The organism is Providencia sp. PROV201 (assembly GCF_028479545.1).
Lineage (GTDB): Bacteria > Pseudomonadota > Gammaproteobacteria > Enterobacterales > Enterobacteriaceae > Providencia > Providencia huaxiensis.
In genome coordinates, this window is record NZ_JAMPNW010000026.1 from 1 (window position 1) to 23633 (window position 23633).

Genomic DNA, 23633 nt, shown 5'->3' on the forward strand with positions numbered 1-23633 from the left:
AGTAGAGTCTGAGTATGTAAAAGTTGAGTATGATAAACACACTAAGTTACCTATGTTAAATGTCTTTTATGAGTAGATCCATAATGTTTACCTTAATCATAACCGCTCGGAATATTTAATGTAAAAATTGTCTTAATATTCCGAGCGCTATTTCCTTAACACCCCTCTTACTTTGCATTCTCACCTCTAAAATTACTTATCAAACTAATTATTTAGCCACTAAAAAGCCCACCCGTAGGTAGGCTTGAATGATATCAATATGTTTAGATTACTTCTCGGTTAAATCTATTTGATAAATAGCGAAACCAATTTCATCGGTACCGACTTGTTTCATCGGATACTGTGCATTCTCTTTGATGAATTTTGCTGCTTTTTCACTTGGCGCAGTTTCAAAGCGAACATCCAGTTTTTTGTCTGTTTTAATTGGAGTGAATGACCAATTATTCGCGGCTTTAGTCGCAATTTGTCCTTTATCTTTAGACTCTTTAGCAATATAAGCCGCTAAAATAGAACGGTTTTCATCTGGAGATGCAAATGCGACATTATTATCACCTGTTCCCGCAAATTTACCGCCGTAGCCACGGTAGTTATTCGTTGCCACTAAGAAGGTTGCTTTTGGATCAATCGGCTTACCTTGGTAGGTTACATTTTTGATTCGGTTAGCATCTTTGTTGACTGTTTGGCAATCAACATCGTATTTCGCGGGTTGAGTCAGGTCGATTTGGTAATTTACACCACTAATTGTATCGAAGTTATAAGTTCTGAAACCATTCCAATTCAATAAGCTTTGTGGTGCTGTTGATTGTGGATTGATTTGATTGAACATTCCCGCAGAACATTCTAACCATTCAACAACATCGGCGCCTGTCGCTTTCACTACAACTAACGTATTTGGATATAAATATAAGTCAGCGGCATTACGGAAAGTTAAATCACCTTTTTCAACTTCAATAAATTCAGTTGGTGAGTTTTTACGTCCACCAGCTTTAAATGGTGCAGCGGCTGCAAGAACAGGTAAATCAGCCAGATCTGGGTCACCTTGAATAAAGTTTTTGGTGTAATCGACTTGAGCATCATTCACGATTTGTACAGTTGGGTCACTTTGAACCAATGCTAAGAAGCTGTACATGTTTTCGGACGCTTTACCGATATGTTTTCCAACAAACTTGCGGGTATCCTGGTGTTCTTGTTCAATAATTTTCGCCAGTTCGCCATCACGCTCAACCAAGGCTTTCTTATTTGGCTTATCGTAGACAGGGCGTGCGTGAGCGGTTGCATCAACTACTTTCCATGCACCATCATCATTATTGACGACTAAATCAACCACACCTAAATGGTCACCCCACTGCCCTGGCATGACAGCTGGTACGCCATTCACTGTCCCTTTTGCAACATCAACACCTTTGATATCACTGAAATCTTTGCTAGGGAACACGCCGTGTGAGTGACCAAACATGATAGCGTCGATACCCGGAACTTCGCTGAGGTAATAAACTGAGTTTTCAGCCATTGCTTTATATGGCTCTTGAGAGAAACCAGAGTGAGGGATAGCAACAACTAAATCTGCACCCTCTTTTTTCATTTGCGGTACAAATTTTTTCGCAGTTTCAGTGATATCGTTAACTAAAACTTTGCCTTCTAAGTTTGGTTTATCCCAAATAAGGATTTGTGGGGGAACAAAACCAATATAACCAATCTTGATAGTGTGCGTTTTGCCGTCTCTATCTTTAACCGGTGTATCGACAATAATGTATGGGTTAAAGTAGTTTTCACCCGTTTTCGCATCAATAATATTAGCGTTAATGTATGGGAATTTTGCGCCATCAATGGCTTTATGTAAGAATTCTAATCCAAAGTTAAACTCATGGTTACCGAAGTTACCTACAGTGTAACCCATAGTATTTAAAAGTTTATGTGCTGGGTGAGATTCACCGTCTTTTAAACCTTCACCTACTATGTAGTCTGCTAATGGGCTACCTTGGATTAAATCTCCGTTGTCCACTAATACTGAGTTTGTTGCTTCTTGTTTAGCGGCTTTAATTAATGTTGCAGTACGTACATAACCAAATTGCTCTGTCGGCTTGTCTCTATAATAATCAAAGTCAACGAGGTTGCTGTGAACATCTGATGTTTCCATTACGCGTAAATCAACCGTTGCTGCGTTCGCATTAAATGCGACTAACATAGCAAGTGTTGAAAGTTTTAATACTTTATTCATGTAATCCCCTTAGTTGCCATTATTGAGAGAAAATTGCCTCTCAAATCTGAGTACCCATCTTGTAAAATTGAACAAATAAACAACAAAAATAGCATTAAAATTTTACACTATGTGCATGATGTCAATTTTTAATGATAATACACTGCAAACAGTAACCATTTTTTGTGACTAAATCACGGTTTTCATCTTTTTATTGGGCTTGATTTTTATATAGCTCACAAAAATGAATTAATGATGACAAATTCACCTTAATTAACTCCCATTATTCCATTCAGGATTGATGAATATTTTTCGAAGGAAAAAAAGAACTGTGATTTATATCACTTAGCATTACAGAATTTTATTTAACTTAAATCCCCATATTTTATTTCACCAATAAAACACAGGAATTTTTCTTATCCATTTTTATTTTATAAATCCATCTATCAAATTATTTTCAATTAATCTAAATTTAATTTAAGAAATAAAAGATGATTATTTAATCATTAGTTTTCTAAAGATTTCTCACTTGATTAGAAACCAAATATTTTTCCTAAAGAACCTTTATTTGATTAGAAACTAAGTATTTTTTCTAAATAATTCGAGTTGTGGCAAGGCGGCAAAAGAGGGTATCTCGGGGAGCATACACAAATATGTGACCCGAGTAACCGAATGAAGCCAACACCGCTACCATCCCATTGGCTCTATTTTCTAACTAATTTACGCTGTCGCTAGGCAGCAAAAGAGGGTATCTCGGGGAGCATACACAAGTATGTGACCCGAGTAACCGAATGAAGCCAACACCGCGACAGCGTAAATTAGGACGAAAACAACCAAGCAGCTCCGCGAACCCCGCTCGAATCGCCATGCACCGCTTTACGAATTGGTGTATCACACTCCCCACCAAACACCCATTGACGGATCCTTTCAGGCAGCGCCTCATATAAGTAATCAACATTACTCATTCCGCCCCCTAGCACTATCACATCTGGGTCTAACATATTAATGGCTTGCCCGAGGGCTTTTGCGAGGCGATTAAGGTAGTTTTCGAGTGCGATGACGGCATGTTCATCCCCTATTTGCGCTAATTCAACGATTTCCATTCCCGTTTTTTTGCACCCTGACAGTTTCGTGTAGTCAGCCATAAAACCTGTGCCTGAGACAAATAATTCAGTACACCCCGTCAGCCCACAATAACAGCTTTCTGATGCTAGAAATTGCCTATCTTGCTCATCTTGCCATGGTAAAGGGTTATGCCCCCATTCCCCTGCAACGCCATTTCCCCCTGAATGCACCTGACCATTTATCGCAATCCCTGCGCCACAACCGGTTCCGATAATAACAGCAAACACGACTTTCTCGCCTGCTCCTGCGCCATCAACCGCTTCTGAGACAGCTAGGCAATTAGCGTCATTCGCCATTTTTATTTCACGATTTAATAAATAGCTCAAATCAGCATCGAACGGTTTGCCATTAAGCCATGTGGAATTGGCGTTTTTAACTTTTCCTGTCACTGGAGACAAGGTTCCAGGGATCCCAATACCAACACTACCTGACAACCCCGTCGCGGTTTCTGCATCCGCCACTAAACTCGCTATCGCTTTGAGTGTCGCATCATAGTCACCACGAGGTGTTGGAATACGTTTACGAAACAAAGTATTGCCACTGTCATCCAATGCAATAACTTCAATTTTGGTTCCACCAAGATCAATACCGATTCTCATTATGATGTTCTCTACTATTCAGGGTTTTTATATCAGGGTTTCTATCGTTATGATGGCTTGTTTTGAGGCGAATTATCAATAGCTAACTCATCAAATGATAGCAACGCTCAACAACAACGTATTTTTTTTCGCTTAATAACAGACAATTCGCTATCATAGCCCCCTGCTCTAACTGGCTATTTATCAACAAAGGTAGGTTTTTCATGTGGTTCAAGAATATATTAGTCTATCGCCTAAATCGGGATTTGGCACTCTCCGCAGATGATTTAGAGAAACAGCTTGCCGCCCTCGCCTATCACCCTTGTGGTAGCCAAGATATGATGCAAACGGGTTGGTTTTCACCGATGAATGGGGGAGATGCCCTGACGCATGCAGCGGGTAACCAAATTCTTATTTGTGCCAAAAAAGAAGAAAAAATGCTGCCATCTCCTGTAATAAAACAAGAATTACAGGATAAAATTGAAAAATTAGAAGCTGAGCAAGGCCGTAAGCTGAAGAAAACTGAAAAAGATTCATTAAAAGATGAAGTCGTTCATGCTCTCCTTCCTCGCGCATTCAGTAAATTTAGCAAAACCTACATTTGGATTGATACTGTAAATCAATTAATTATTGTTGATGCTGCAAGCGCAAAACGCGCAGAAGACAATTTAGCCTTACTACGCAAAAGTTTAGGTTCTTTACCCGTCGTCCCTCTTACATTTAAAGACCCCATTGAGCTAACACTCACGGAGTGGATCCGTTCTGGTTCATTACCACAAGGTTTTGCAGTTATGGATGAAGCGGAGCTAAAAGCCATCTTAGAAGAAGGTGGTATTATCCGCTGTAAGAAGCAAGAGCTAATTTCTGATGAAATCGCCACCCACATTGAAGCAGGTAAACTCGTAACCAAACTGGCCTTAGATTGGGAAGAACGTATCCAGTTTATGTTATCTGACGATGGTTCTCTAAAACGCCTCAAATTTAGTGATACATTAAAAGACCAAAATGATGACATCGCTAAAGAAGACTATGCTCAAAAATTTGATGCAGATTACGTCTTAATGACAGGTGAACTTAGTGCATTAATCGCTCGCTTGATTGATGTATTAGGTGGCGAAGCCGAACACTAAATTTTTCTTCATATCCCCTATTGCTCTCACAATGGCAACTGACACTTAAGTAAGTTGCCATCACTTTTTAGACCCCGCTTACATAGCCACAATTAAGTCATTGACTGGTCGTGAAATCTCTGGTTGATTGATTTATATCCATATCGCAAATTTCTAATATTTAATTATGTTTAACAACAATAATAAAAATAGCCCATCACTGATGATTATGGTCAATATTCTGTCGAAGGAAATGTTATGAAAGAGCTCATCGAACCCGAATTAGATGAAAATTCACTGGTTACCCTACAAAAAGTCACCGCAGATAATTTTTCTGAAATTTGCTTACTAAGTCATACACTTAGTGAAGCACAGCGTAATATGGTGGCTGACAATGCCTATTCCATGGTGGAAGCCCAGTTTTCTGATTGTGCATGGTACCGAGGCATTTACGCTGATGATGTCCCTGTCGGTTTCATCATGCTCCATTCAGGGCTAGATGATGATGAATTAGAATATGATGGCATTATGCTTTGGCGTTTCATGATTGCAGAGCCCTACCAAAAGCTAGGATTTGGCCGAGAAGCCTTGGTACAAGTCATTCAGTATTTAAAAAGAAAAGGTTATCCACGCCTTTATAATAGCTGTGGTGAAGGGGAAGAGAGCCCATTTGAATTCTACAAGAAGCTGGGTTTTGTCCCAACAGGCGCTTATATGGATGATGAATGTGAGCTAGTTCTAGATATCACTAATTGGCAAGAACAAGAAGAGTAAGTGTATTACCAATACGCTAAATAGCTTGTGCTGTCGCAAGGCGGCGAATGCGTTAGACCCTAGGAGCAAACACAAGTATGTGACTAGGGCTAATGCATGAAGCCAACACCGCGACAGTGCAAAATATGACGCGTATCCGTTATTTTTGGATAAGATAGCGAATAGTCGGCCCATCTTGCTGAATATCCAACACCGTATAACCGTAGTTTTTGGCATCTAGAGGAATATTATTAATCGATTGCGGGCAATCACTTACCACCTCTAAAATTTCGCCTTTTTTCAACGATGGCATCGCTTCTAGTGTCGCGACTGCGGGATATGGGCACGGTTCTCCAACCATATCTAAACGATAATCAGGGATAATGTCTTTCTTACTCATACTACCTCCACGGATACATTAGATGCTTTTTGAGAACGTTTACGGAAAAAGTGTTTTTCCCAGACCAACATCAACACGAATGCTACCGCTAGTAATCCATAAGTGACCAGTAACCCACCTTCTGGCCCAAAGGTTTCCAGTAGATTGACTTTGTCGAAATCAGTCGCTAGCCAAGGGCCTAAATCATCCCAATAATAAGCCAGTACCGTAGCGCCAATAATATTACCAAAACCGACCCACCAATAATGGACTTGGCCCTCTACCGCGCGGTACATCCAGCCCGTTTCACAACCACCAGCGAGCACAATACCAAAGCCAAACAGTAATCCACCAATGACCGCATTCGGCCCAGCCCATAAAATTTTTGGCGTTGCACCTAGCTGGACATAGCTAAAAATACCAATCGCACTGACTGCCATACCTATAATGATAGCTTTCGCCATATGTGTGCGTCCGGTGATCCACAAGTCACGAAATGCAGAGGTAAAACAAATTTGTGCTCTTTCAATTAATAGCCCGAAGCCAATACCACATAAAATGGCGAAGCCCATCACAGGGGAATCTAATAAAGTATAAAAGCCCCAAGCCAGCGCTAATGTGAAAATCACCATTCCCAGTTTAAAGCGTCTTTTTGCCGCATCATGATTTTGTGTTAATGGTGATGCGGTGCTAACTTTTTTCAATTTCACTGGAATGCGGAACATTGGCATTAGTGTGAATTTCGCACCAAAATATGACCCTGCCGCAGTAGCAACAGCAAAATACCACGCGTGTAATGAGAATTGAGGGATCCCAGTAAAGAATGCGGCTAAATTACACCCCATTGCTAAACGAGCACCAAATCCAGCGATAATACCGCCCAAAATAGCTTGAAAAATCCGGATCCTATGCTGAGGCATTCGTAATTTAATATTATTGGCCCATAATGCCGCGGCAAAACAGCCAGCAAACATGCCAATAATCATCACACCATCAATGCGATCTAGTGGTGTACCTTCGAAACCAATAACTTTGAAATAGCCCCATGTCTCTGGTTCAGCGCCAAATAATTGCATGATGTGCCCGCCCCAACGCGTAAACTCACCCGTAACTGCCCAAAACGTGCCAGTCAAACCAAAGTAATAGGTTGATAAGATACCTGCGGCAATAACTGCAGGTAATGGTTTCCAAAAACCGATGAGATAGCGAGATTTAAAATCAGACCAAGTCATTGTTACTTCCAATTCATTCACGCCAGACCTTGGCAGAGAAGCTCGCCGTTGTATAATTATCGTTATAAGTATTTATATCGATCCCCACAGCGAAGAGGCACATCATACTCCGATAAATTTTTTCGTGAAGTTATTTCATCATAAAACGAGAGACAGATTGACCTTGTGCTACTCAAGATCCAAATAGGTAGATTAGAATAAAAAAAAAAGCGTTATCTCAATGATAACGCTGGAAGTGTAGTCTTATTTTATCTATAAAAAAGTATAATATGAAATTGCCGTATTACGGCGACGCTTGCTATGCGTAGTCTGTAGTCAGCCCATTTGACTCCAGTAATAACACTTATATCACGGTATAAATACACTCACTGAGTTACCTGTTAAGTAATTATATCTATTTTTAATTCAAAGACCTAAATATTCACTAACTTTGTATTATTTCCAAATTAGTATTGGCCTTATTGATTCCCTAGCTAAGTAAATTATAAAAATAGATAACTCAATATAATAAAGTATTTAAAAGTGTTTCTAAATGTTATTGATTGCATTATAGCGAAACACCTTTGTTGCGCAAGTGTTTTTTTATTTTCACTTAACAATGCAGAGTTAAATACAAAGTCCATTAAAATCAATAATATAAGGTTAAACCACAAAAAGACAGCAAAATATTTAACCTATCATTAAGTTATTACAAACAATTTACATTGTTCCTAAAAAATAATTCATTTTAATCTTGAAAATAAATTTAATATTAATTGAATATACTAAGTAATTTTACAAATATATTTTCTGAATATAATAAAACCACTTTAACATTAATAATGTTTACATATTATTTAATTATAATTATTAGTGGTATTTACTTAATTTAATTTTATTATTCTAAAAAATCAAAGCCAAAATAACCAGCTCTATGATAAACAATCACTTTTTGATTAATATTCCCACACAAAATAACCACAAAATAAATAATGGAATACACTAAATCGATTAAAAATGATATTTTTTATAAATCCTTATTAGAAACATGGTTTATTTTTCATTAAGTTTCCCATCTTATTGCATCGTTATTGATAAAATAATCAGTATTTATATGCTATTTAACTCGCATTTTAGAACGAAAAAACCAGCGAAATAAATTAATCTAACTAATATATACATAAATAAAAAGGTAATATCCATAGAAGAAACCATGGTGAAAAATGAATAACACACAGCTATTGATTATAAAAATTAATATGATTCATCATTATTTATAGGAAATACAAACAAAAGTATCCAAAATAGTGTGAAAAAATGAATACAATAGCCAACTCATCTTATCAAATAACGAATAAAGAGCGTCAAATAAGAATAAAATTCTTTAAAAAAAATTTAATTAGGTAAATAAATGCGATGGAATATCCAAAAAGAGTGCCGAAAGAGAGTTTAAAAAACGACAGATATAACTTTGGGTACCATTAGATAATAAAAAACGCGTTTTACCCTTAATGATAAAACGCGCTTATAGGATTTAATTAGCTTATTTTGAGGACGTTGCTTCCATTCCGACTAAACCAATCTTCAAGTACCCTGATTGACGCAATGCATTCATTACATCCATCATCGTTTCATAATCAACACTCTTGTCCGCTTGGAAAAAGATTGTTGTTTCCTTATTAGAACTTGTTGCTTGGTCAAGTGTAGAAGCAAGCTGTTCTTTTGTCACAGCTTGGTCACCAATAAAAAGCTGGCTGTCCGATTTCACCGTTAAAAATACAGGTTTTTCTGGACGTGGTTGCGGCTTCGCTGTCGAGGCGGGTAAGTCGACTTTAATATCAACTGTTGCCAATGGTGCTGCAACCATAAAGATAATCAATAAAACCAACATAACATCAATAAAAGGTGTTACGTTAATTTCATGCATTTCACCGCTATCGTCTTGTTCGTCACCTAAACGCATTGCCATAATAATTACCTTGCTTTGCTATTTGCCAGATCAAGATCACGCCCCAGCAACAACGCAGACTGAGCAGCGACATCCCCTACTTGACCACGATAGTTATTAATCATACGAGCAAAAATATTATAAATCACAACCGCAGGGATAGCGGCAATAAGACCAATTGCTGTCGCCAATAACGCTTCTGCAATACCTGGCGCAACAACCGCAAGGTTAGTCGTTTGTGAGTGAGCAATCCCGATAAAGCTGTTCATGATCCCCCAGACAGTTCCAAATAAACCGACGAATGGAGAAATCGCACCAATAGTAGCTAAATAACCATTTCCACGCCCCATATAACGACTAATAGCAGCAACTGCCCTTTCTAGACGGAATGATGTGCGCTCTTTTGTGCCTGATAAATCAGAGCTATTTGCTGATAACGCTCGCTCAGTAACGGCTTCGTTTAATAACATACGAGTAATGCTATTTGCTTTGAAACCTTCTGCGATACTGACAGCTTCATCAAGTGACTTCACCTCAGCAATTGCTTTCGCTTCTGCTTTTAAGCGGCGGCGAGCCACTAAAATCTCTAAACCTTTTGAGAAAAATATTGCCCAAGTAATAACAGAAGCAATCACAAGCCCTATCATGACTGTTTTAACAATGTTATCTGCGCCTTGGTACATTCCCCAAACAGATAAGTCTTGGTCAAAGCCACCCGTTGGTGCTTCTGTTGCAATTTCAATATTTTCATTAACAACAGTTGTGTTCACGGCTTCGCCTTGTGCAGGTTCAGCGGGTACTGATGAAACTTCAGCACTTGGTGTTGTTGTTGGTGCAGCCGGATTTGCTGCTGGTTGTGTTGATGGTGTATTTTGAGACGCAGCTGGTGTTGTTGCAGGTGTGGTTTCAGCGACTGCCGTACCCATCAAGCCGAACGCCAATAGAATAGAAGCTGTTAGTTTACGCATCAGTTGGCCTTTACTCTCTTTTTAGTGTTGTATAAAAAAATTCATATCGATGATTGTGCCATTCATCGACTAACCTTTAAAAGCGAAATTTGACTCGCGCTGTCCGTCTCTTTTCAAAAAGACGGTGCTGATGATATCAAACACAGCGCGAATTGATAGTAATTATCATTAGTATTCGCGATTTTTTTATATTTTTTTGCGTTTAGACAAACATGACCTTCTCTACTATGCGGTTATTTTCCTTAATAATTCGCGGTTCAATTAAATGTTCATTCCCAATCTTACAAATAAAATTTACCTACAGTTTGAAAGTTGAAGAATACTCAAGTTACATTTCTATCAGGATCATTTAACGTCTTAGTATAAATCACCTCTAAGTTTAACCAGTTCATATTCTGTGTAGGGAAAAATCATGGCAGACATAAAACCTGAAACACAATTAGTCCATATTGGGCGGAACCCGAAATACACACAAAAAGGGGTAAACCCTGTTATTCAGCGAGCCTCTTCGATTATTTTTGATTCGCTTGAAGAAAAACGTCATGCAACTCGCCATCGCGCAAATAACGTACTATTTTATGGGCGTCGCGGGACACAAACACATTTCGCTTTTCAAGAAGCAATGACTGAATTAGAAGCGGGTGCAGGGTGTGTCCTTTACCCATCAGGTGCTGCCGCAATTACCAATGCCATTTTGTCCTTTATTTCTGCTGGCGAACATATCCTTGTGACAGGGTCAGCTTATGATCCAACCCAAAATTTTTGCGACAATATCCTTACTAAGCTGAATATCCAAACCACGTATTTTGACCCACTCATCGGAATGAATATTGCTGATTTAATTCAGCCCAATACGCGTATTGTATTTTTAGAGTCTCCCGGGTCTATCACCATGGAAGTCCATGATTTACCTGCAATGGTGAAAGCTATACGCGCTAAATCACCTGAAATTGTGATTATGATTGATAACACTTGGGCAGCAGGTGTTTTACTTAAACCTTTATTATTTGATGTGGATGTGTCAATCCAATCAGCAACTAAATATATCAATGGCCATTCCGACGGAATGCTTGGCCTTGCGGTGGCAAACCAACGCTGTATTGAAACATTACGTGAAAATTCATATCTCTTAGGCCAAACAGCTGACCCAGACACTGTTTATATGGCTAATCGAGGGCTGCACACATTGCCGACTCGATTAAAACAGCATCAAATTAATAGCTTACAAGTTGCGAATTGGCTACAGCAGCGCCCTGAAGTTGAACAGGTTTTTCACCCGGCACTTGAAAATTCTCCAGGTCATGAATTCTTTATTCGTGATTTTACCGGGTCTAATGGCCTTTTCTCTTTCCAGCTAAAATCACGCTTAACCACGGAACAATTTACCGCTTTCCTTGATAATTTTAGCCATTTTAAAATGGGTTATTCATGGGGAGGTTTTGAGTCGCTGATTTTAGGGTACCAAAAAGAAGATTTACTCAATATGCGGCAATATGATTTTTCACCAAAAGAAGGTACCTTCTTCCGAGTGCATATAGGCTTAGAGCACACCGATGATTTAATTCACGACTTACAATTAGCTTTTGAAAGAATTTAAATTAAAAATCAATATATTAATTGCAGGAGCAGCGTTAAATGTTTCCTGCAATTTTTCCACTAAATGATTAATTCTTCAAACAAATCAAACTTGAGCTCTTTTTTTCCTGTAATATAGATGATAAAGAAATTCGCTTTTATGCAGATACAGGAATAATTATGGAAGTCCTACGCGAAATCGTACTGGCGCTTTGGCACCACGATTTCCTTAAACTCTCCAACCCTGAAGTACTTTGGGTTATTTATACCGTACTTTTTGTCGTCATTGTCTTAGAAAATGGCGTTTTGCCCGCTGCTTTCCTACCTGGTGATACCTTGCTGATCCTTTCAGGTGCATTGATTGCTAAGGGAGTCTTACACTTTATTCCGACTATATTGTTACTAACAGTCGCTGCAAGCTTAGGGTGTTGGATAGGTTTTCTACAAGGCCGATGGCTAAGTGAAACTCAGGTTGTGAAGCGCTGGCTTGCCCAAATTCCAGAGGAATATCACACCAAAGCAAACAATATGTTTAACAAGCAAGGCTTATACGCCCTACTTATAGGACGCTTCCTCGCATTTGTAAGAACAATATTGCCTTTACTCGCTGGGTTATCTGAGTTGAGTCATCGCCGTTTCCAGTTTTTTAACTGGCTAAGTGGTTTGCTATGGGTTGGTTTGATTGTCACCTTAGGCTATGCCCTAAACCAAATTCCTTTTGTGAAAGAACACGAGCAAATCGTGATTAGTGCGCTGATGATTATCCCAGTTATCCTACTGATTAGTGGCCTAATTGGTTCAATTGTAATGTATTGGAAACACCGCAAGGCGCTCTCGAGTAGCAAAGAGAAATCATAATATAACCGAGTAATGGCCGCTAATTAGCGGCCATTTGGCTAAAATTCCATCTTATCCATTATATCACCAGATAATTAGCCTCTCGTCAGGAGATGGCTTTAAAGAATGGCCATAAAAAAGCCCCAGTAAATTGGATACTGAGGCTTATATAGATGACGTTAAATAATTACTTAATTAATGCATGCATTTCTTGTACAGAAATCACCGTATCTGTTGGGTCTGCACTGAGCGACATCGTAGTGGCAAACCCGCCATTTAACGTCGTGTCATAATGAACTTTATAACGCAATGCACTGCGGCGAATTAATTTTGAGTCCTCAATGGCTTGGCGGCCAGCAGTAGTATTCACAATGTAGTCATATTCACCATTCTTAATTCTATCTTGAATGTGTGGACGACCTTCATGAACCTTATTGACGAGGCGCGGGTTAATACCAGCCTCTCCTAGCACAATCGCAGTACCGTGAGTGGCATCTAGCTCAAAGCCATGTTTTAACAACTTAGCGGCTAAATCGACAACTTTTGTTTTATCACCTTCACGAACAGACAACAGCGCGCGACCAGATTTTTTCATGGTCGAGCTGCTACCTAACATCGCTTTAGCGAATGCTTCTGCAAATGTCCGGCCGACACCCATGACTTCGCCTGTTGAACGCATTTCAGGCCCAAGAATTGGGTCAACACCAGGGAATTTATTGAATGGCAGTACCACCTCTTTCACAGAGTAATATGGTGGAATAACTTCTTCCGTCACCCCTTGCTGTGTCAAGGTTTGCCCCACCATCACACGCGCGGCAACCTTCGCTAATGGCACACCTGTTGCTTTAGACACGAAAGGTACTGTCCTTGCGGCACGTGGATTGACTTCGATTAAATAAACTTCGTTATTTTTGACGGCAAACTGCACGTTCATCAAGCCACGCACACGTAACTCGAAGGCAAGGTTGCGAACTTGTTCGCGCATCACATCTTGGATTTCTTGGCTAAGTGTATATGCAGGGAGTGAACATGCAGAGTCACCAGAGTGTACGCCAGCTTGCTCAATGTGCTCCATGATACCGCCAATCAGCACCATCTCACCGTCACAAATCGCATCTACGTCAACTTCAATGGCATCGTCTAAAAAGCGGTCAAGTAGTACTGGCGCATCGTTAGAGACACTTACCGCGGTTTGGAAATAGCGACGTAAATCGATTTCGTCATATACAATTTCCATCGCACGACCACCTAACACATAGGATGGGCGAACCACCAGTGGGTAACCGATCCCTGCCGCTTTTTCAACAGCTTGCTCAATCGCTGTGACAGTTGCGTTCTCTGGTTGCTTCAAGTTCAAGCGATTAACGGCTTGCTGGAAACGTTCACGATCTTCTGCGCGGTCAATGGCATCTGGGCTCGTACCAATAACAGGAACACCTGCTGCTTCCAACGCTCTAGCTAATTTTAATGGTGTTTGGCCACCATATTGCACAATCACACCTTTTGGCTGCTCGATACGCACAATTTCCAGCACATCTTCAAGGGTGACAGGTTCGAAATAGAGACGGTCTGAGGTGTCATAGTCAGTTGAAACGGTTTCAGGATTACAGTTGACCATGATGGTTTCATAGCCGTCTTCGCGTAACGCTAAAGATGCATGCACGCAGCAATAGTCAAATTCAATCCCTTGCCCAATCCGGTTTGGCCCACCACCTAATACCATCACCTTCGGTTTAGCATTATTTGGGTTTGACTCGCACTCATCTTCATAAGTGGAATACATATAAGCCGTATCTGTTGCAAATTCTGCCGCACAGGTATCAACACGTTTATATACAGGATGTAAATCATAACCTTGACGTAATTTACGCAGTTCTGCTTCAGAAACCCCTACTAGACTAGCTAAACGGGCATCTGCAAAACCTTTCCGTTTGAGTACACGTAAGAAGTCTTTAGTCAGGCCATTGATACCTAATTCAGCCACTTCTTCTTCTAAACGTACCAGTTCTTCGATTTGTACTAAGAACCAGCGGTCAATATTGGTTAAATTGAAAACACCATCAACAGAAAGACCCGCACGGAATGCATCCGCAACGAACCAAATACGCTCTCCACCTGCATCTTTTAGTTCACGACGGATACGAGTCAGTGCTTCAGGGTCTTCTTGAGCCACTTTCGGGTCGAAGCCTGTTGCCCCCACTTCTAACCCACGTAACGCTTTTTGCATTGATTCTTGGAATGTGCGGCCAATAGCCATCACTTCGCCAACCGATTTCATTTGCGTTGTGAGCCGGTCATTCGTGCCCGCAAATTTTTCAAAGTTAAAGCGCGGAATTTTTGTCACAACGTAGTCAATGGAAGGTTCGAATGATGCAGGGGTACGGCCACCAGTGATGTCATTCATTAACTCATCAAGGGTATAACCGACAGCTAATTTCGCTGCAATTTTAGCGATTGGGAAGCCTGTCGCTTTAGAGGCAAGTGCCGATGAACGTGAAACCCGCGGGTTCATTTCAATAACAATTAAGCGCCCATCTTTAGGGTTAACCGCGAATTGAACGTTAGAGCCACCTGTTTCAACGCCGATTTCACGCAATACGGCCATCGATGCGTCACGCATGATTTGGTATTCTTTATCGGTCAATGTTTGAGCTGGCGCGACGGTGATAGAGTCACCCGTGTGGATCCCCATCGCATCGAAGTTTTCAATGGAACAGACGATAATACAGTTGTCTTTTTTATCGCGGACAACTTCCATTTCATATTCTTTCCAACCAATCAGCGACTCATCAATCAATAATTCGTTAGTCGGGGATAAATCTAAACCGCGAGTACAGATTTCTTCAAACTCTTCGCGGTTATAGGCGATACCGCCACCGGTCCCCCCCATCGTAAATGATGGGCGAATAATACAGGGAAAACCGACCGCATCTGCAACGGCATAAGCTTCTTCCATATTATGTGCGATACCTGAGCGTGCTGTGCCCAAGCCGATTTTTTTCATTGCTTTATCAAAACGTTGGCGATCTTCTGCTTTATCAATTGCATCAGCGGTCGCCCCAATCATGGTCACGCCAAACTCAGCCAAAACACCTTTACGTTCTAATTCAAGCGCACAGTTTAATGCCGTTTGGCCGCCCATAGTCGGTAGAACGGCATCAGGGCGCTCTTTTTCAATGATTTTACGCACAACTTCCCAGTGAATCGGCTCGATGTAAGTTGCATCTGCCATTTCTGGGTCAGTCATAATAGTCGCAGGGTTCGAGTTAACTAAGATTACGCGATAGCCTTCTTCACGCAATGCTTTACACGCTTGAGCACCTGAGTAGTCAAATTCACATGCCTGGCCAATCACAATTGGGCCGGCACCTAAAATCAGAATGCTTTTTATATCAGTACGTTTTGCCATTTCTCTTGCTCCCGATTATTGTGCGTTTTGACGAGGGGTGTTTTGACGGTATTCATTAATTAACTCAATAAAATGGTCGAATAAATTTGCCGCATCATGTGGCCCTGAACTTGCTTCTGGGTGGCCTTGAAAACTAAATGCAGGTTTATCCGTACGGTGAATACCTTGCAATGTTCCATCAAACAGTGACTTGTGAGTCACGCGCAGTGTGTCGGGAAGTGTCGATTCATCAACCGCAAAACCATGGTTTTGCGCCGTGATCATCACCACATCTTTGTCTAAATCTTTAACAGGATGGTTAGCACCATGATGGCCAAACTTCATTTTCATGGTATTGGCTCCGCTAGCCAGAGCAAGTAATTGGTGACCTAAACAAATACCAAATACGGGGATTTCTGTGGTTAAAAAGGTTTCAATTGCTTTGATTGCATAATCACAAGGGGCCGGGTCACCAGGGCCATTCGATAAGAAAATACCATCGGGGTTCATCGCCAATACGGTTTCTGCGGATGTTGTTGCTGGCACCACCGTTAAACGACAGCCGCGGTCAACTAACATACGTAAGATATTACGCTTCGCACCGAAGTCATAAGCGACAACATGTAAAGGGAGTTCTTCCGCGGTTTTCGCGCCTTGCTGGCCATTTTCCAGCGTCCATGAACCTTGGGACCAGTTATAAATCTCTTTAGTGCAGACTTCTTTTGCCAAATCCAACCCATTCAAACCTGAAAAACTACGCGCTTTTTCCAATGCGAGTGCAACATCAGGGTTATCACCCGCAATGATACAACCGTTTTGTGCGCCTTTTTCTCTCAGTAAACGTGTCAATTTACGTGTATCGATATCCGCAATCGCCACGACGTTATGGCGTTTTAGATATTCGGATAACCCTTCTTGCCCGCGGAAGTTACTGTAAACCAATGGTAAGTCACGAATGATTAAGCCTTGCGCATGAACATTTGGAGATTCTTCGTCATCAGCATTAGTGCCGACATTACCAATATGGGGATAAGTGAGAGTAACAATTTGGCGGGAATAGGAAGGGTCTGTAATTATTTCTTGATATCCGGTCATCGACGTGTTGAAAACGACTTCTCCAACAGCAGCGCCTTCTGCACCGATAGCACGCCCGTGGAATTGGGTTCCGTCTTCCAGAACCAATATAGCTGACTTAATCAAAACACCCTCCGGAGAATAATAAATCACGTTTTATGCATATTAATTCAGATTTTGCGATCTAAATCAATGCCAAAATGAGTTTTTAAGCAAATTTTTGGCAAATTGCGCGCATTCTAATGATGAGATGGAGTCTTGTCTAGAAAAAAATGCATTTTTTTCACTTTTATCTTACTTTTTTACTTAACTACCTCATTTTTAGTTGGATGAGCAGTATAAACCATAGTAAAAATGAATAAGTAAACGGTTGCAAAGCAAGATAACTAGTTTATTGATAATAACCCAGCTAGAAGAGGGAGAAAAGGATAATTAACGACCAAAAAAGAAGAGAAAAACACATAAAACATGAATTAATATCGATTTAAAATGAAATAATTTAAATCGATATTAAAAATACAAAAACAAATCACAACTAACTAATTTATAATTGAAAATAAAAATAAAAAACTATAAATCATCCAGATTTAATACATCTTTCATATCATATAACCCACTATTTCTATCGCAAATCCAACCAGATGCCCTGATGGCGCCATTTGCAAAGGTCATACGGCTAGAGGCCTTATGGGTAATTTCTACTCGCTCACCAATATCTGCAAACATTGCGGTATGTTCACCGACAATATCCCCAGCACGAATAGTTGCAAAACCAATGGTTCCAGGTTCTCTCTCCCCTGTATAACCTTCACGGGTATATACCGCACACTCTTTTAAGTCTTTCCCAAGTGCAGTAGCAATAGACTCCCCCATAGCTAGAGCCGTACCTGATGGCGCATCCACTTTATGGCGGTGATGTGCTTCAACAATTTCAATATCAGTGTAATTTCCCATCACTTTTGCTGCTTTTTCCAGTAATTTCAGCACCACATTGACACCAACACTGAAATTTGCCGCAAAGACAATAGGAATGGATTTCGCCGCTTCGGCGATGGCTTGCTTACCTTGCTCATCAAAACCTGTCGTTCCAATTACCATCGCTTTTTGGTTGGCTTTACAAAATGCAAGGTAGTGTAAAGTCCCTTCTGGGCGAGTGAAATCAATGACAACATCAAAATCATTAACAACCTGATTTAGCGAATCAACAATGGAAATACCTAACTTACCGATTCCAGCGAGCTCACCTGCATCTGTCCCGATAAGCGATGAGCCCTCACGCTCAATCGCTGCACCTAATTGAATGCCATCCTGTTGCTGCGCGGCTTGAATTAGCTGGCGTCCCATACGCCCACCTGCACCAACGACTGCAACACGTACCACTGAATTCGCCATGGTTTATCCTTTTTTAATTAATGCAAATAGATAAATTTGAACTGTTGCTTAGGATAAAAAGACTATTTTTACCCACAGTTTAGAAATGATTGTGATACAGATTAACTATCCTGACCATATTCTGCTAGCAAAAATGTATCGTTATTAACAAAAGCGTAGAGAGAGAAAGGATTATCAGTAAAAGTTTTAATTCAGAGGATATTCGAAAGGAACTATTTGAATGGAAAGGTTAAAACAGCCGCGAGATCGGGATCATAAAGCGGCTGTTTCCGTAATTAAAATCAAATGATTAATTAATCTCTTTGACTTCAACCCTTAATTCTTTAGGAACTTCGAAGACGATATTTTCTTCACGGCCTTGCAATTCAACAACAGAATCAGCTCCCAATTCTTTAAGTCTATCAATAACTTGTCGAACTAAAATGTCTGGCGCAGATGCCCCTGCTGTCAAGCCGATAATATTTTTATCCGCTAACCATTCCGTTTTAATATCTTCCGCACCATCAATTAAATAGGCAGGTTTTTGCATACGCGAAGCTAACTCCGCAAGACGGTTTGAGTTCGATGAGTTTTTAGAACCGACGACTAAAACAATGTCAGCACGTTCTGCAAGCTCTCTCGCCGCTTCTTGGCGGTTAGTCGTTGCATAACAAATATCGTCTTTACGAGGCCCAACGATACTTGGAAAGCGAGATGTCAGCGCATCAATGACATCAGAAGTATCATCAACAGAAAGCGTCGTTTGTGTCATGAAAGAGAGATTATTTTCATCTTTCACTTTCAGTTTCCAAACATCTTCTGGGCTTTCAACAAGATACATCCCACCTTCAGGGTTGCTATATTGCCCCATCGTACCTTCGACTTCTGGGTGCCCAGCGTGGCCAATTAAAATGGCTTCTTTGCCTTTGCGGCTCGCTCGTGCAACTTCCATATGAACTTTCGTCACTAAAGGACAAGTCGCATCAAATAACATTGTTAGATCGCGAGAGCGCGCTTCTTGACGAATAGCTTGGGAAACTCCGTGTGCAGAAAAAATCAAGATTGACCCATCAGGGACTTCGGAGATTTCCTCAATAAAGATAGCACCGCGTTGACGTAAATCATCAACAACATAACGGTTATGAACCACTTCGTGACGAACGTAAATTGGAGCGCCATAGATTTCTAATGCCCTTTCTACGATGCTAATTGCGCGGTCTACGCCTGCACAAAACCCACGAGGGTTAGCCATTAATATTTGCATTGTGATTCTCCAATTGCGGATCTACTTCAAGCACTTCGATATCAAAACTAATTTGCTGCTCAGCGAGCGGGTGATTAAAATCAATTGTAATCGACTCGCCTTCAATTGATTTTACTACACCTGGCATTTCACTGCCATTCATCGCTGTGAATAGCATTATCGTACCAATTTCAGGGATGCCCGTTTCTATAAAATCACGCAATGAAAAATATTGAACTAAGTCAGGATTATGTTTCCCAAAAACCGTGTCTCCGGGCAGTGAAAAACTTTTCTTTTCACCTTCACTAAGGCCAATCAATTGGGCTTCCAGTTCTGGCGATAAGGAGTCATTCCCTAAAACAAATAACGCAGGCTTCCCTTGTGCGTGCGAAGAATCAGCCGTAGAGCCATCTTCCAATTTCAATGTGAAATGCAGTAAAACAGAGCTCTGCGTCTGTATTTGAGTAGACATAAAACAAACCTATTTATCATAAAATTCAGCCCAGAAAATCTGGGCTGTGAGTTATTACATTCTAACCTAGTGCGCGACTATGTTATTTGGCTTTTTCTTGCTTTGATTTATCGGGTAAGAAACCTTCAAAAATGACAAGGGCCGCACCAATACATATCGCCATATCTGCTAGGTTGAATGTTGGCCAATGCCAATTACCAACGTAAAAATCAAGATAATCAATAACAAAGCCATGAACTAAACGATCGCTTAAATTACCGATAGCACCACCAATAATCAATGCATAAGCAATATTTGATAGGCGTTTTTGTGCGCTTTGACGATACATCATGACCATTAAGATAATGGATATCCCAATTGCAATACCTGCAAAGAACCAACGTTGCCAGCCACCTTCATCAGCCAAGAAACTAAATGCCGCTCCAAAATTTTGTGCGTACATTATGTTGAAAAATGGCATTATCGGATGTGGCTCGTACAGATTTAGGTCACTAAGCACTAACTGCTTAATGCCTAAATCCGCTACGATGATCACAATGGTCAACCATAACCAACGCAAACCGGTAGAACAAACTGGCGTCTTCATTAAGCAAACTTACGCGTTTCGCCGTTACCGGCTACGTTAGTGACACAGCGACCACAAATTTCTGGTTGCTCGCTCGAAGAGCCAATATCACTTGCGTAGTGCCAGCAGCGAGGACATTTTTCACCCGCAGCTTTACTGAACGCAATTTTCAGACCTTTTAATTCGCTTTCTTGCGCATCTGCAGGAGCTATTGCGATATCAGCGACATGGGCTTGTGATGTCAGTAAAACAAAGCGTAATTCATCACCAAGGCTTTGCAGTTTTTCGGCCAGAGCTTTATCGGCATACAACGTCACAGCAGCTTCTAATGAGCCCCCGATGAGTTTATCAGTACGCGCTTGTTCTAAGACCTTATTCACTTCACCACGAACAGCCAGTAGCTCAGTCCAGAAACTGTTGTTCATTTCATTTGATTCATCTAAACCAAATAAACCGTCATACCACTCTTCTGTAAGAACGAATTGAGCACGTTTTCCTGGTAATTCATTCCAAATTTCATCAGAAGTGAATGACAGAACTGGAGCCATCCAACGCACTAACGCTTCAACAATATGGAATAATGCAGTTTGGCAGCTACGACGCGCTAAGCTATCACTTTTCGCGGTATACTGACGGTCTTTGATGATATCCAGATAGAATGACCCCATTTCAATGGAGCAGAAATGCATTAGTCTCTGGATCACAGACAAGAAGTCGTATTCATCATAAGCTTTAGCAATCTCTTGCTGAGCTTCTAAAGCACGGCTCACCGCCCAGCGGTCTAAAACCACCATATCTTCTGGTTTCACCATGTCGGTTTCAGGATTGAAGCCACTCAGGTTAGCCAGTAAGAAACGCGCGGTATTACGAATACGGCGGTATGAGTCCGCTGCACGTTTTAAAATTTCATCTGAAACTGCGATTTCACCGGTGTAATCCGTTGATGCAACCCATAAACGTAAGATGTCAGCACCCAGTTTATTCATGACATCTTGAGGGCTCACTGTGTTGCCTAAAGATTTAGACATTTTGCGGCCTTGGCCATCAACAGTGAAGCCATGTGTCAATACTTGGCGATAAGGTGCTTTACCTTTCATTGCTGTTGATAACATCAATGATGACATAAACCAGCCGCGGTGTTGGTCCGACCCTTCGAGGTACATATCCGCTGAATTACCATGGAATTCAGGGCGTGCATCCACAACCGCAAAGTGCGTTGAGCCAGAGTCAAACCATACATCTAAGGTGTCAGGTACTTTACGATATGTTTCGGCTTCATCACCCAACAGCTCAGCAGGGTCAAGATCCCACCATGCTTGGATGCCATCCACTTCAACACGCTTAGCCACTTCTTCCATTAATTCTAATGTACGAGGGTGCAGTTCTTCAGTGTCTTTATGAACAAATAACGACATTGGGGTACCCCAAGTACGTTGACGAGAAATACACCAGTCTGGACGGTTTTCAACCATTGACTCAATACGTGCGCGCCCCCAACCCGGGATCCATTGAACAATATCAATTTCTTTCAGAGATTGTTCACGTAAGCCGTTTTTATCCATACCGATAAACCACTGTGGCGTAGCACGGAAGATAACCGGAGTTTTATGGCGCCAGCAGCATGGGTAGCTGTGTTGAATCGCTTGTTTGTATAGTAACGCGCCTTTTTCGTTCAATAATTCAACGATAAGGTCATTCGCTTTGAAAATAAATACGCCATCTAATGTTGGATAAGTATTTGGTAAGAAGCAGCCATCAGGGCCCACAGGGTTCGCTGTTTCTAAACCATATTTTTGGCCAACAACATAGTCTTCAGGACCATGGCCCGGTGCAGTATGAACAGCCCCCGTACCGGCGTCTAATGTCACGTGATCACCCAAAATTGCAGGCACATCAAAGCCCATAAATGGATGCTGGAAACGTAAAAGCTCAAGTGCAGAACCTTCACATTCACCTAAAACGGCCCATGCCTCAACCCCTACCGTTTTCATCACCACTTCGACAAGGTCGGCAGCTAAAATGAGTAACTCACCATTTACTTCGATTAAATCATATTTAAACTCAGGGTTTAAAGAAATCGCACGGTTAGCAGGCAAAGTCCAAGGCGTTGTTGTCCAGATGACTAACGAAGGTGTTTTTTCGCTAACAATGCCAAATTTTTCACACACAGCTTTACCATCTACGGCTGGGAAGCGAACATAGATAGATGGTGAAGTTTTATCATAATATTCAACTTCAGCTTCTGCTAATGAAGAACCACAGGCAGTACACCAGTGAACAGGTTTTGCCCCTTTCACTAAATGGCCGTTTGCAATAGTTTTCGCCAATGCTCGAATGATGTGAGCTTCGGTTTTAAAATCCATTGTTAGATAAGGTTTATCCCACTCACCTAATACACCTAGACGCATGAAATCAGCTTTTTGGCCTTCAATTTGCTCTTTAGCGTATTGACGGCATTGTGCACGAAATTCAGCAGCGGAAACTTTTTCCCCTGGCTTACCAACGATTTGTTCAACTTTGTGTTCAATCGGTAATCCATGGCAGTCCCAACCTGGGATGTATGGGGAGTCATAGCCCGCCAACCCTTTGGACTTAATAATAATGTCTTTGAGAATTTTGTTAACTGAGTGACCAATATGAATACTGCCGTTAGCATATGGAGGGCCATCGTGCAGAATAAAGGTTTTTTTGCCCGATTTTGCTTTACGGATTGCCTGATACAAACCTTCTTTGTACCAGCGCTCTAACATCTGTGGTTCGCGTTTAGCGAGATCGCCACGCATTGGGAACCCTGTTTCTGGTAGATTCAGGGTATTTTTATAGTCACTCATCGATTCTCA

At 41.0% G+C, this 23633-nt stretch carries 17 protein-coding genes; 4 read left to right on the forward strand and 13 right to left on the reverse strand.

Translation table 11 applies throughout. The features are described 5' to 3' along the window. Positions 1-268 precede the first annotated feature (268 nt). Together PR809_RS17330 and mak are read right to left on the reverse strand one after the other, a co-directional pair. Positions 269-2218, reverse strand: coding sequence for a bifunctional 2',3'-cyclic-nucleotide 2'-phosphodiesterase/3'-nucleotidase (locus PR809_RS17330; RefSeq protein WP_102139001.1), 1950 nt, complete (start codon positions 2216-2218; stop codon positions 269-271). Positions 2219-3015: 797 nt separating this feature from the next. Then, a complete protein-coding gene (gene mak / locus PR809_RS17335; RefSeq protein WP_166266667.1) occupies positions 3016-3921 on the reverse strand; it encodes a fructokinase in 906 nt (301 codons plus the stop codon). 203 nt (positions 3922-4124) lie between these two features. On the opposite strand from mak, the gene rdgC reads away from it, so the two are divergent. Beyond that, complete coding sequence (rdgC, locus tag PR809_RS17340) at positions 4125-5030, forward strand: recombination-associated protein RdgC (RefSeq protein WP_206277094.1); 906 nt, start codon at positions 4125-4127, stop codon at positions 5028-5030. A 237-nt stretch (positions 5031-5267) separates the two neighbouring features. After that, entirely contained in the window at positions 5268-5783 is a 516-nt protein-coding gene (locus tag PR809_RS17345) for a GNAT family N-acetyltransferase (RefSeq protein WP_102138998.1), read from the forward strand. 139 nt (positions 5784-5922) lie between these two features. Here the strand turns inward: PR809_RS17345 and yedF are convergent, their stop codons facing one another. The 4 genes from yedF to exbB form a co-directional block, all read right to left on the reverse strand. Further along, positions 5923-6162, reverse strand: coding sequence for a sulfurtransferase-like selenium metabolism protein YedF (yedF, locus tag PR809_RS17350; RefSeq protein ID WP_004914660.1), 240 nt, complete (start codon positions 6160-6162; stop codon positions 5923-5925). Then, positions 6159-7373 (reverse strand): selenium metabolism membrane protein YedE/FdhT, encoded by a 1215-nt coding sequence (gene yedE / locus PR809_RS17355; RefSeq protein ID WP_102138995.1) that lies wholly within the window; start codon positions 7371-7373, stop codon positions 6159-6161. Before yedE ends, yedF begins: the two co-directional genes overlap by 4 nt. A 1522-nt stretch (positions 7374-8895) precedes the next feature. Then, on the reverse strand, positions 8896-9321 hold the full coding sequence (gene exbD, locus PR809_RS17360; protein WP_102138994.1) for a TonB system transport protein ExbD: 426 nt from the start codon (positions 9319-9321) through the stop codon (positions 8896-8898). A 5-nt stretch (positions 9322-9326) separates the two neighbouring features. Then, positions 9327-10268, reverse strand: coding sequence for a tonB-system energizer ExbB (gene exbB / locus PR809_RS17365; RefSeq protein WP_102138993.1), 942 nt, complete (start codon positions 10266-10268; stop codon positions 9327-9329). A gap of 412 nt (positions 10269-10680) precedes the next feature. Between exbB and metC the strand changes: the two genes are divergently transcribed. Both metC and PR809_RS17375 read left to right on the forward strand, forming a co-directional pair. After that, entirely contained in the window at positions 10681-11865 is a 1185-nt protein-coding gene (metC, locus tag PR809_RS17370) for a cystathionine beta-lyase (protein WP_166266661.1), read from the forward strand. A 158-nt stretch (positions 11866-12023) separates the two neighbouring features. Further along, positions 12024-12701, forward strand: coding sequence for a DedA family protein (locus PR809_RS17375; RefSeq protein WP_102138991.1), 678 nt, complete (start codon positions 12024-12026; stop codon positions 12699-12701). A 166-nt stretch (positions 12702-12867) separates the two neighbouring features. On the opposite strand, the gene carB is transcribed toward PR809_RS17375, so the two are convergent. The 7 genes from carB to ileS form a co-directional block, all read right to left on the reverse strand. Next, positions 12868-16089, reverse strand: a complete 3222-nt coding sequence (gene carB / locus PR809_RS17380) for a carbamoyl-phosphate synthase large subunit (protein WP_166266659.1) — start codon at positions 16087-16089, stop codon at positions 12868-12870. A gap of 15 nt (positions 16090-16104) precedes the next feature. Next, on the reverse strand, positions 16105-17268 hold the full coding sequence (gene carA, locus PR809_RS17385) for a glutamine-hydrolyzing carbamoyl-phosphate synthase small subunit (RefSeq protein WP_166266657.1): 1164 nt from the start codon (positions 17266-17268) through the stop codon (positions 16105-16107). A gap of 444 nt (positions 17269-17712) precedes the next feature. Further along, positions 17713-18534 (reverse strand): 4-hydroxy-tetrahydrodipicolinate reductase, encoded by an 822-nt coding sequence (gene dapB / locus PR809_RS17390; RefSeq protein ID WP_206276842.1) that lies wholly within the window; start codon positions 18532-18534, stop codon positions 17713-17715. 289 nt (positions 18535-18823) lie between these two features. Further along, positions 18824-19777, reverse strand: a complete 954-nt coding sequence (ispH, locus tag PR809_RS17395; protein ID WP_102138986.1) for a 4-hydroxy-3-methylbut-2-enyl diphosphate reductase — start codon at positions 19775-19777, stop codon at positions 18824-18826. Then, positions 19758-20228 carry an FKBP-type peptidyl-prolyl cis-trans isomerase gene (gene fkpB, locus PR809_RS17400; protein ID WP_166266644.1) on the reverse strand — a complete coding sequence of 157 codons (471 nt, stop codon included), beginning with the start codon at positions 20226-20228 and terminating at the stop codon, positions 19758-19760. The genes ispH and fkpB overlap by 20 nt, the downstream gene beginning before the upstream one ends. An 82-nt stretch (positions 20229-20310) precedes the next feature. Then, positions 20311-20814, reverse strand: a complete 504-nt coding sequence (gene lspA / locus PR809_RS17405) for a signal peptidase II (protein ID WP_102138984.1) — start codon at positions 20812-20814, stop codon at positions 20311-20313. After that, positions 20814-23624 (reverse strand): isoleucine--tRNA ligase, encoded by a 2811-nt coding sequence (gene ileS / locus PR809_RS17410; protein ID WP_206276841.1) that lies wholly within the window; start codon positions 23622-23624, stop codon positions 20814-20816. Before ileS ends, lspA begins: the two co-directional genes overlap by 1 nt. Between the last annotated feature and the right edge of the window lie 9 nt (positions 23625-23633).

Coding starts and splice junctions, on each gene's coding strand:
- rdgC (WP_206277094.1), top strand. CDS start 4,125: ATGTGGTTCAAGAATATATTAGTCTATCGCCTAAATCGGGATTTGGCA.
- metC (WP_166266661.1), top strand. CDS start 10,681: ATGGCAGACATAAAACCTGAAACACAATTAGTCCATATTGGGCGGAAC.
- lspA (WP_102138984.1), bottom strand. CDS start 20,814: ATGAAGACGCCAGTTTGTTCTACCGGTTTGCGTTGGTTATGGTTGACC.
- exbB (WP_102138993.1), bottom strand. CDS start 10,268: ATGCGTAAACTAACAGCTTCTATTCTATTGGCGTTCGGCTTGATGGGT.
- fkpB (WP_166266644.1), bottom strand. CDS start 20,228: ATGTCTACTCAAATACAGACGCAGAGCTCTGTTTTACTGCATTTCACA.
- PR809_RS17330 (WP_102139001.1), bottom strand. CDS start 2,218: ATGAATAAAGTATTAAAACTTTCAACACTTGCTATGTTAGTCGCATTT.
- ispH (WP_102138986.1), bottom strand. CDS start 19,777: ATGCAAATATTAATGGCTAACCCTCGTGGGTTTTGTGCAGGCGTAGAC.
- PR809_RS17375 (WP_102138991.1), top strand. CDS start 12,024: ATGGAAGTCCTACGCGAAATCGTACTGGCGCTTTGGCACCACGATTTC.
- yedF (WP_004914660.1), bottom strand. CDS start 6,162: ATGAGTAAGAAAGACATTATCCCTGATTATCGTTTAGATATGGTTGGA.
- mak (WP_166266667.1), bottom strand. CDS start 3,921: ATGAGAATCGGTATTGATCTTGGTGGAACCAAAATTGAAGTTATTGCA.
- ileS (WP_206276841.1), bottom strand. CDS start 23,624: ATGAGTGACTATAAAAATACCCTGAATCTACCAGAAACAGGGTTCCCA.
- carB (WP_166266659.1), bottom strand. CDS start 16,089: ATGGCAAAACGTACTGATATAAAAAGCATTCTGATTTTAGGTGCCGGC.
- dapB (WP_206276842.1), bottom strand. CDS start 18,534: ATGGCGAATTCAGTGGTACGTGTTGCAGTCGTTGGTGCAGGTGGGCGT.
- yedE (WP_102138995.1), bottom strand. CDS start 7,373: ATGACTTGGTCTGATTTTAAATCTCGCTATCTCATCGGTTTTTGGAAA.
- exbD (WP_102138994.1), bottom strand. CDS start 9,321: ATGGCAATGCGTTTAGGTGACGAACAAGACGATAGCGGTGAAATGCAT.
- PR809_RS17345 (WP_102138998.1), top strand. CDS start 5,268: ATGAAAGAGCTCATCGAACCCGAATTAGATGAAAATTCACTGGTTACC.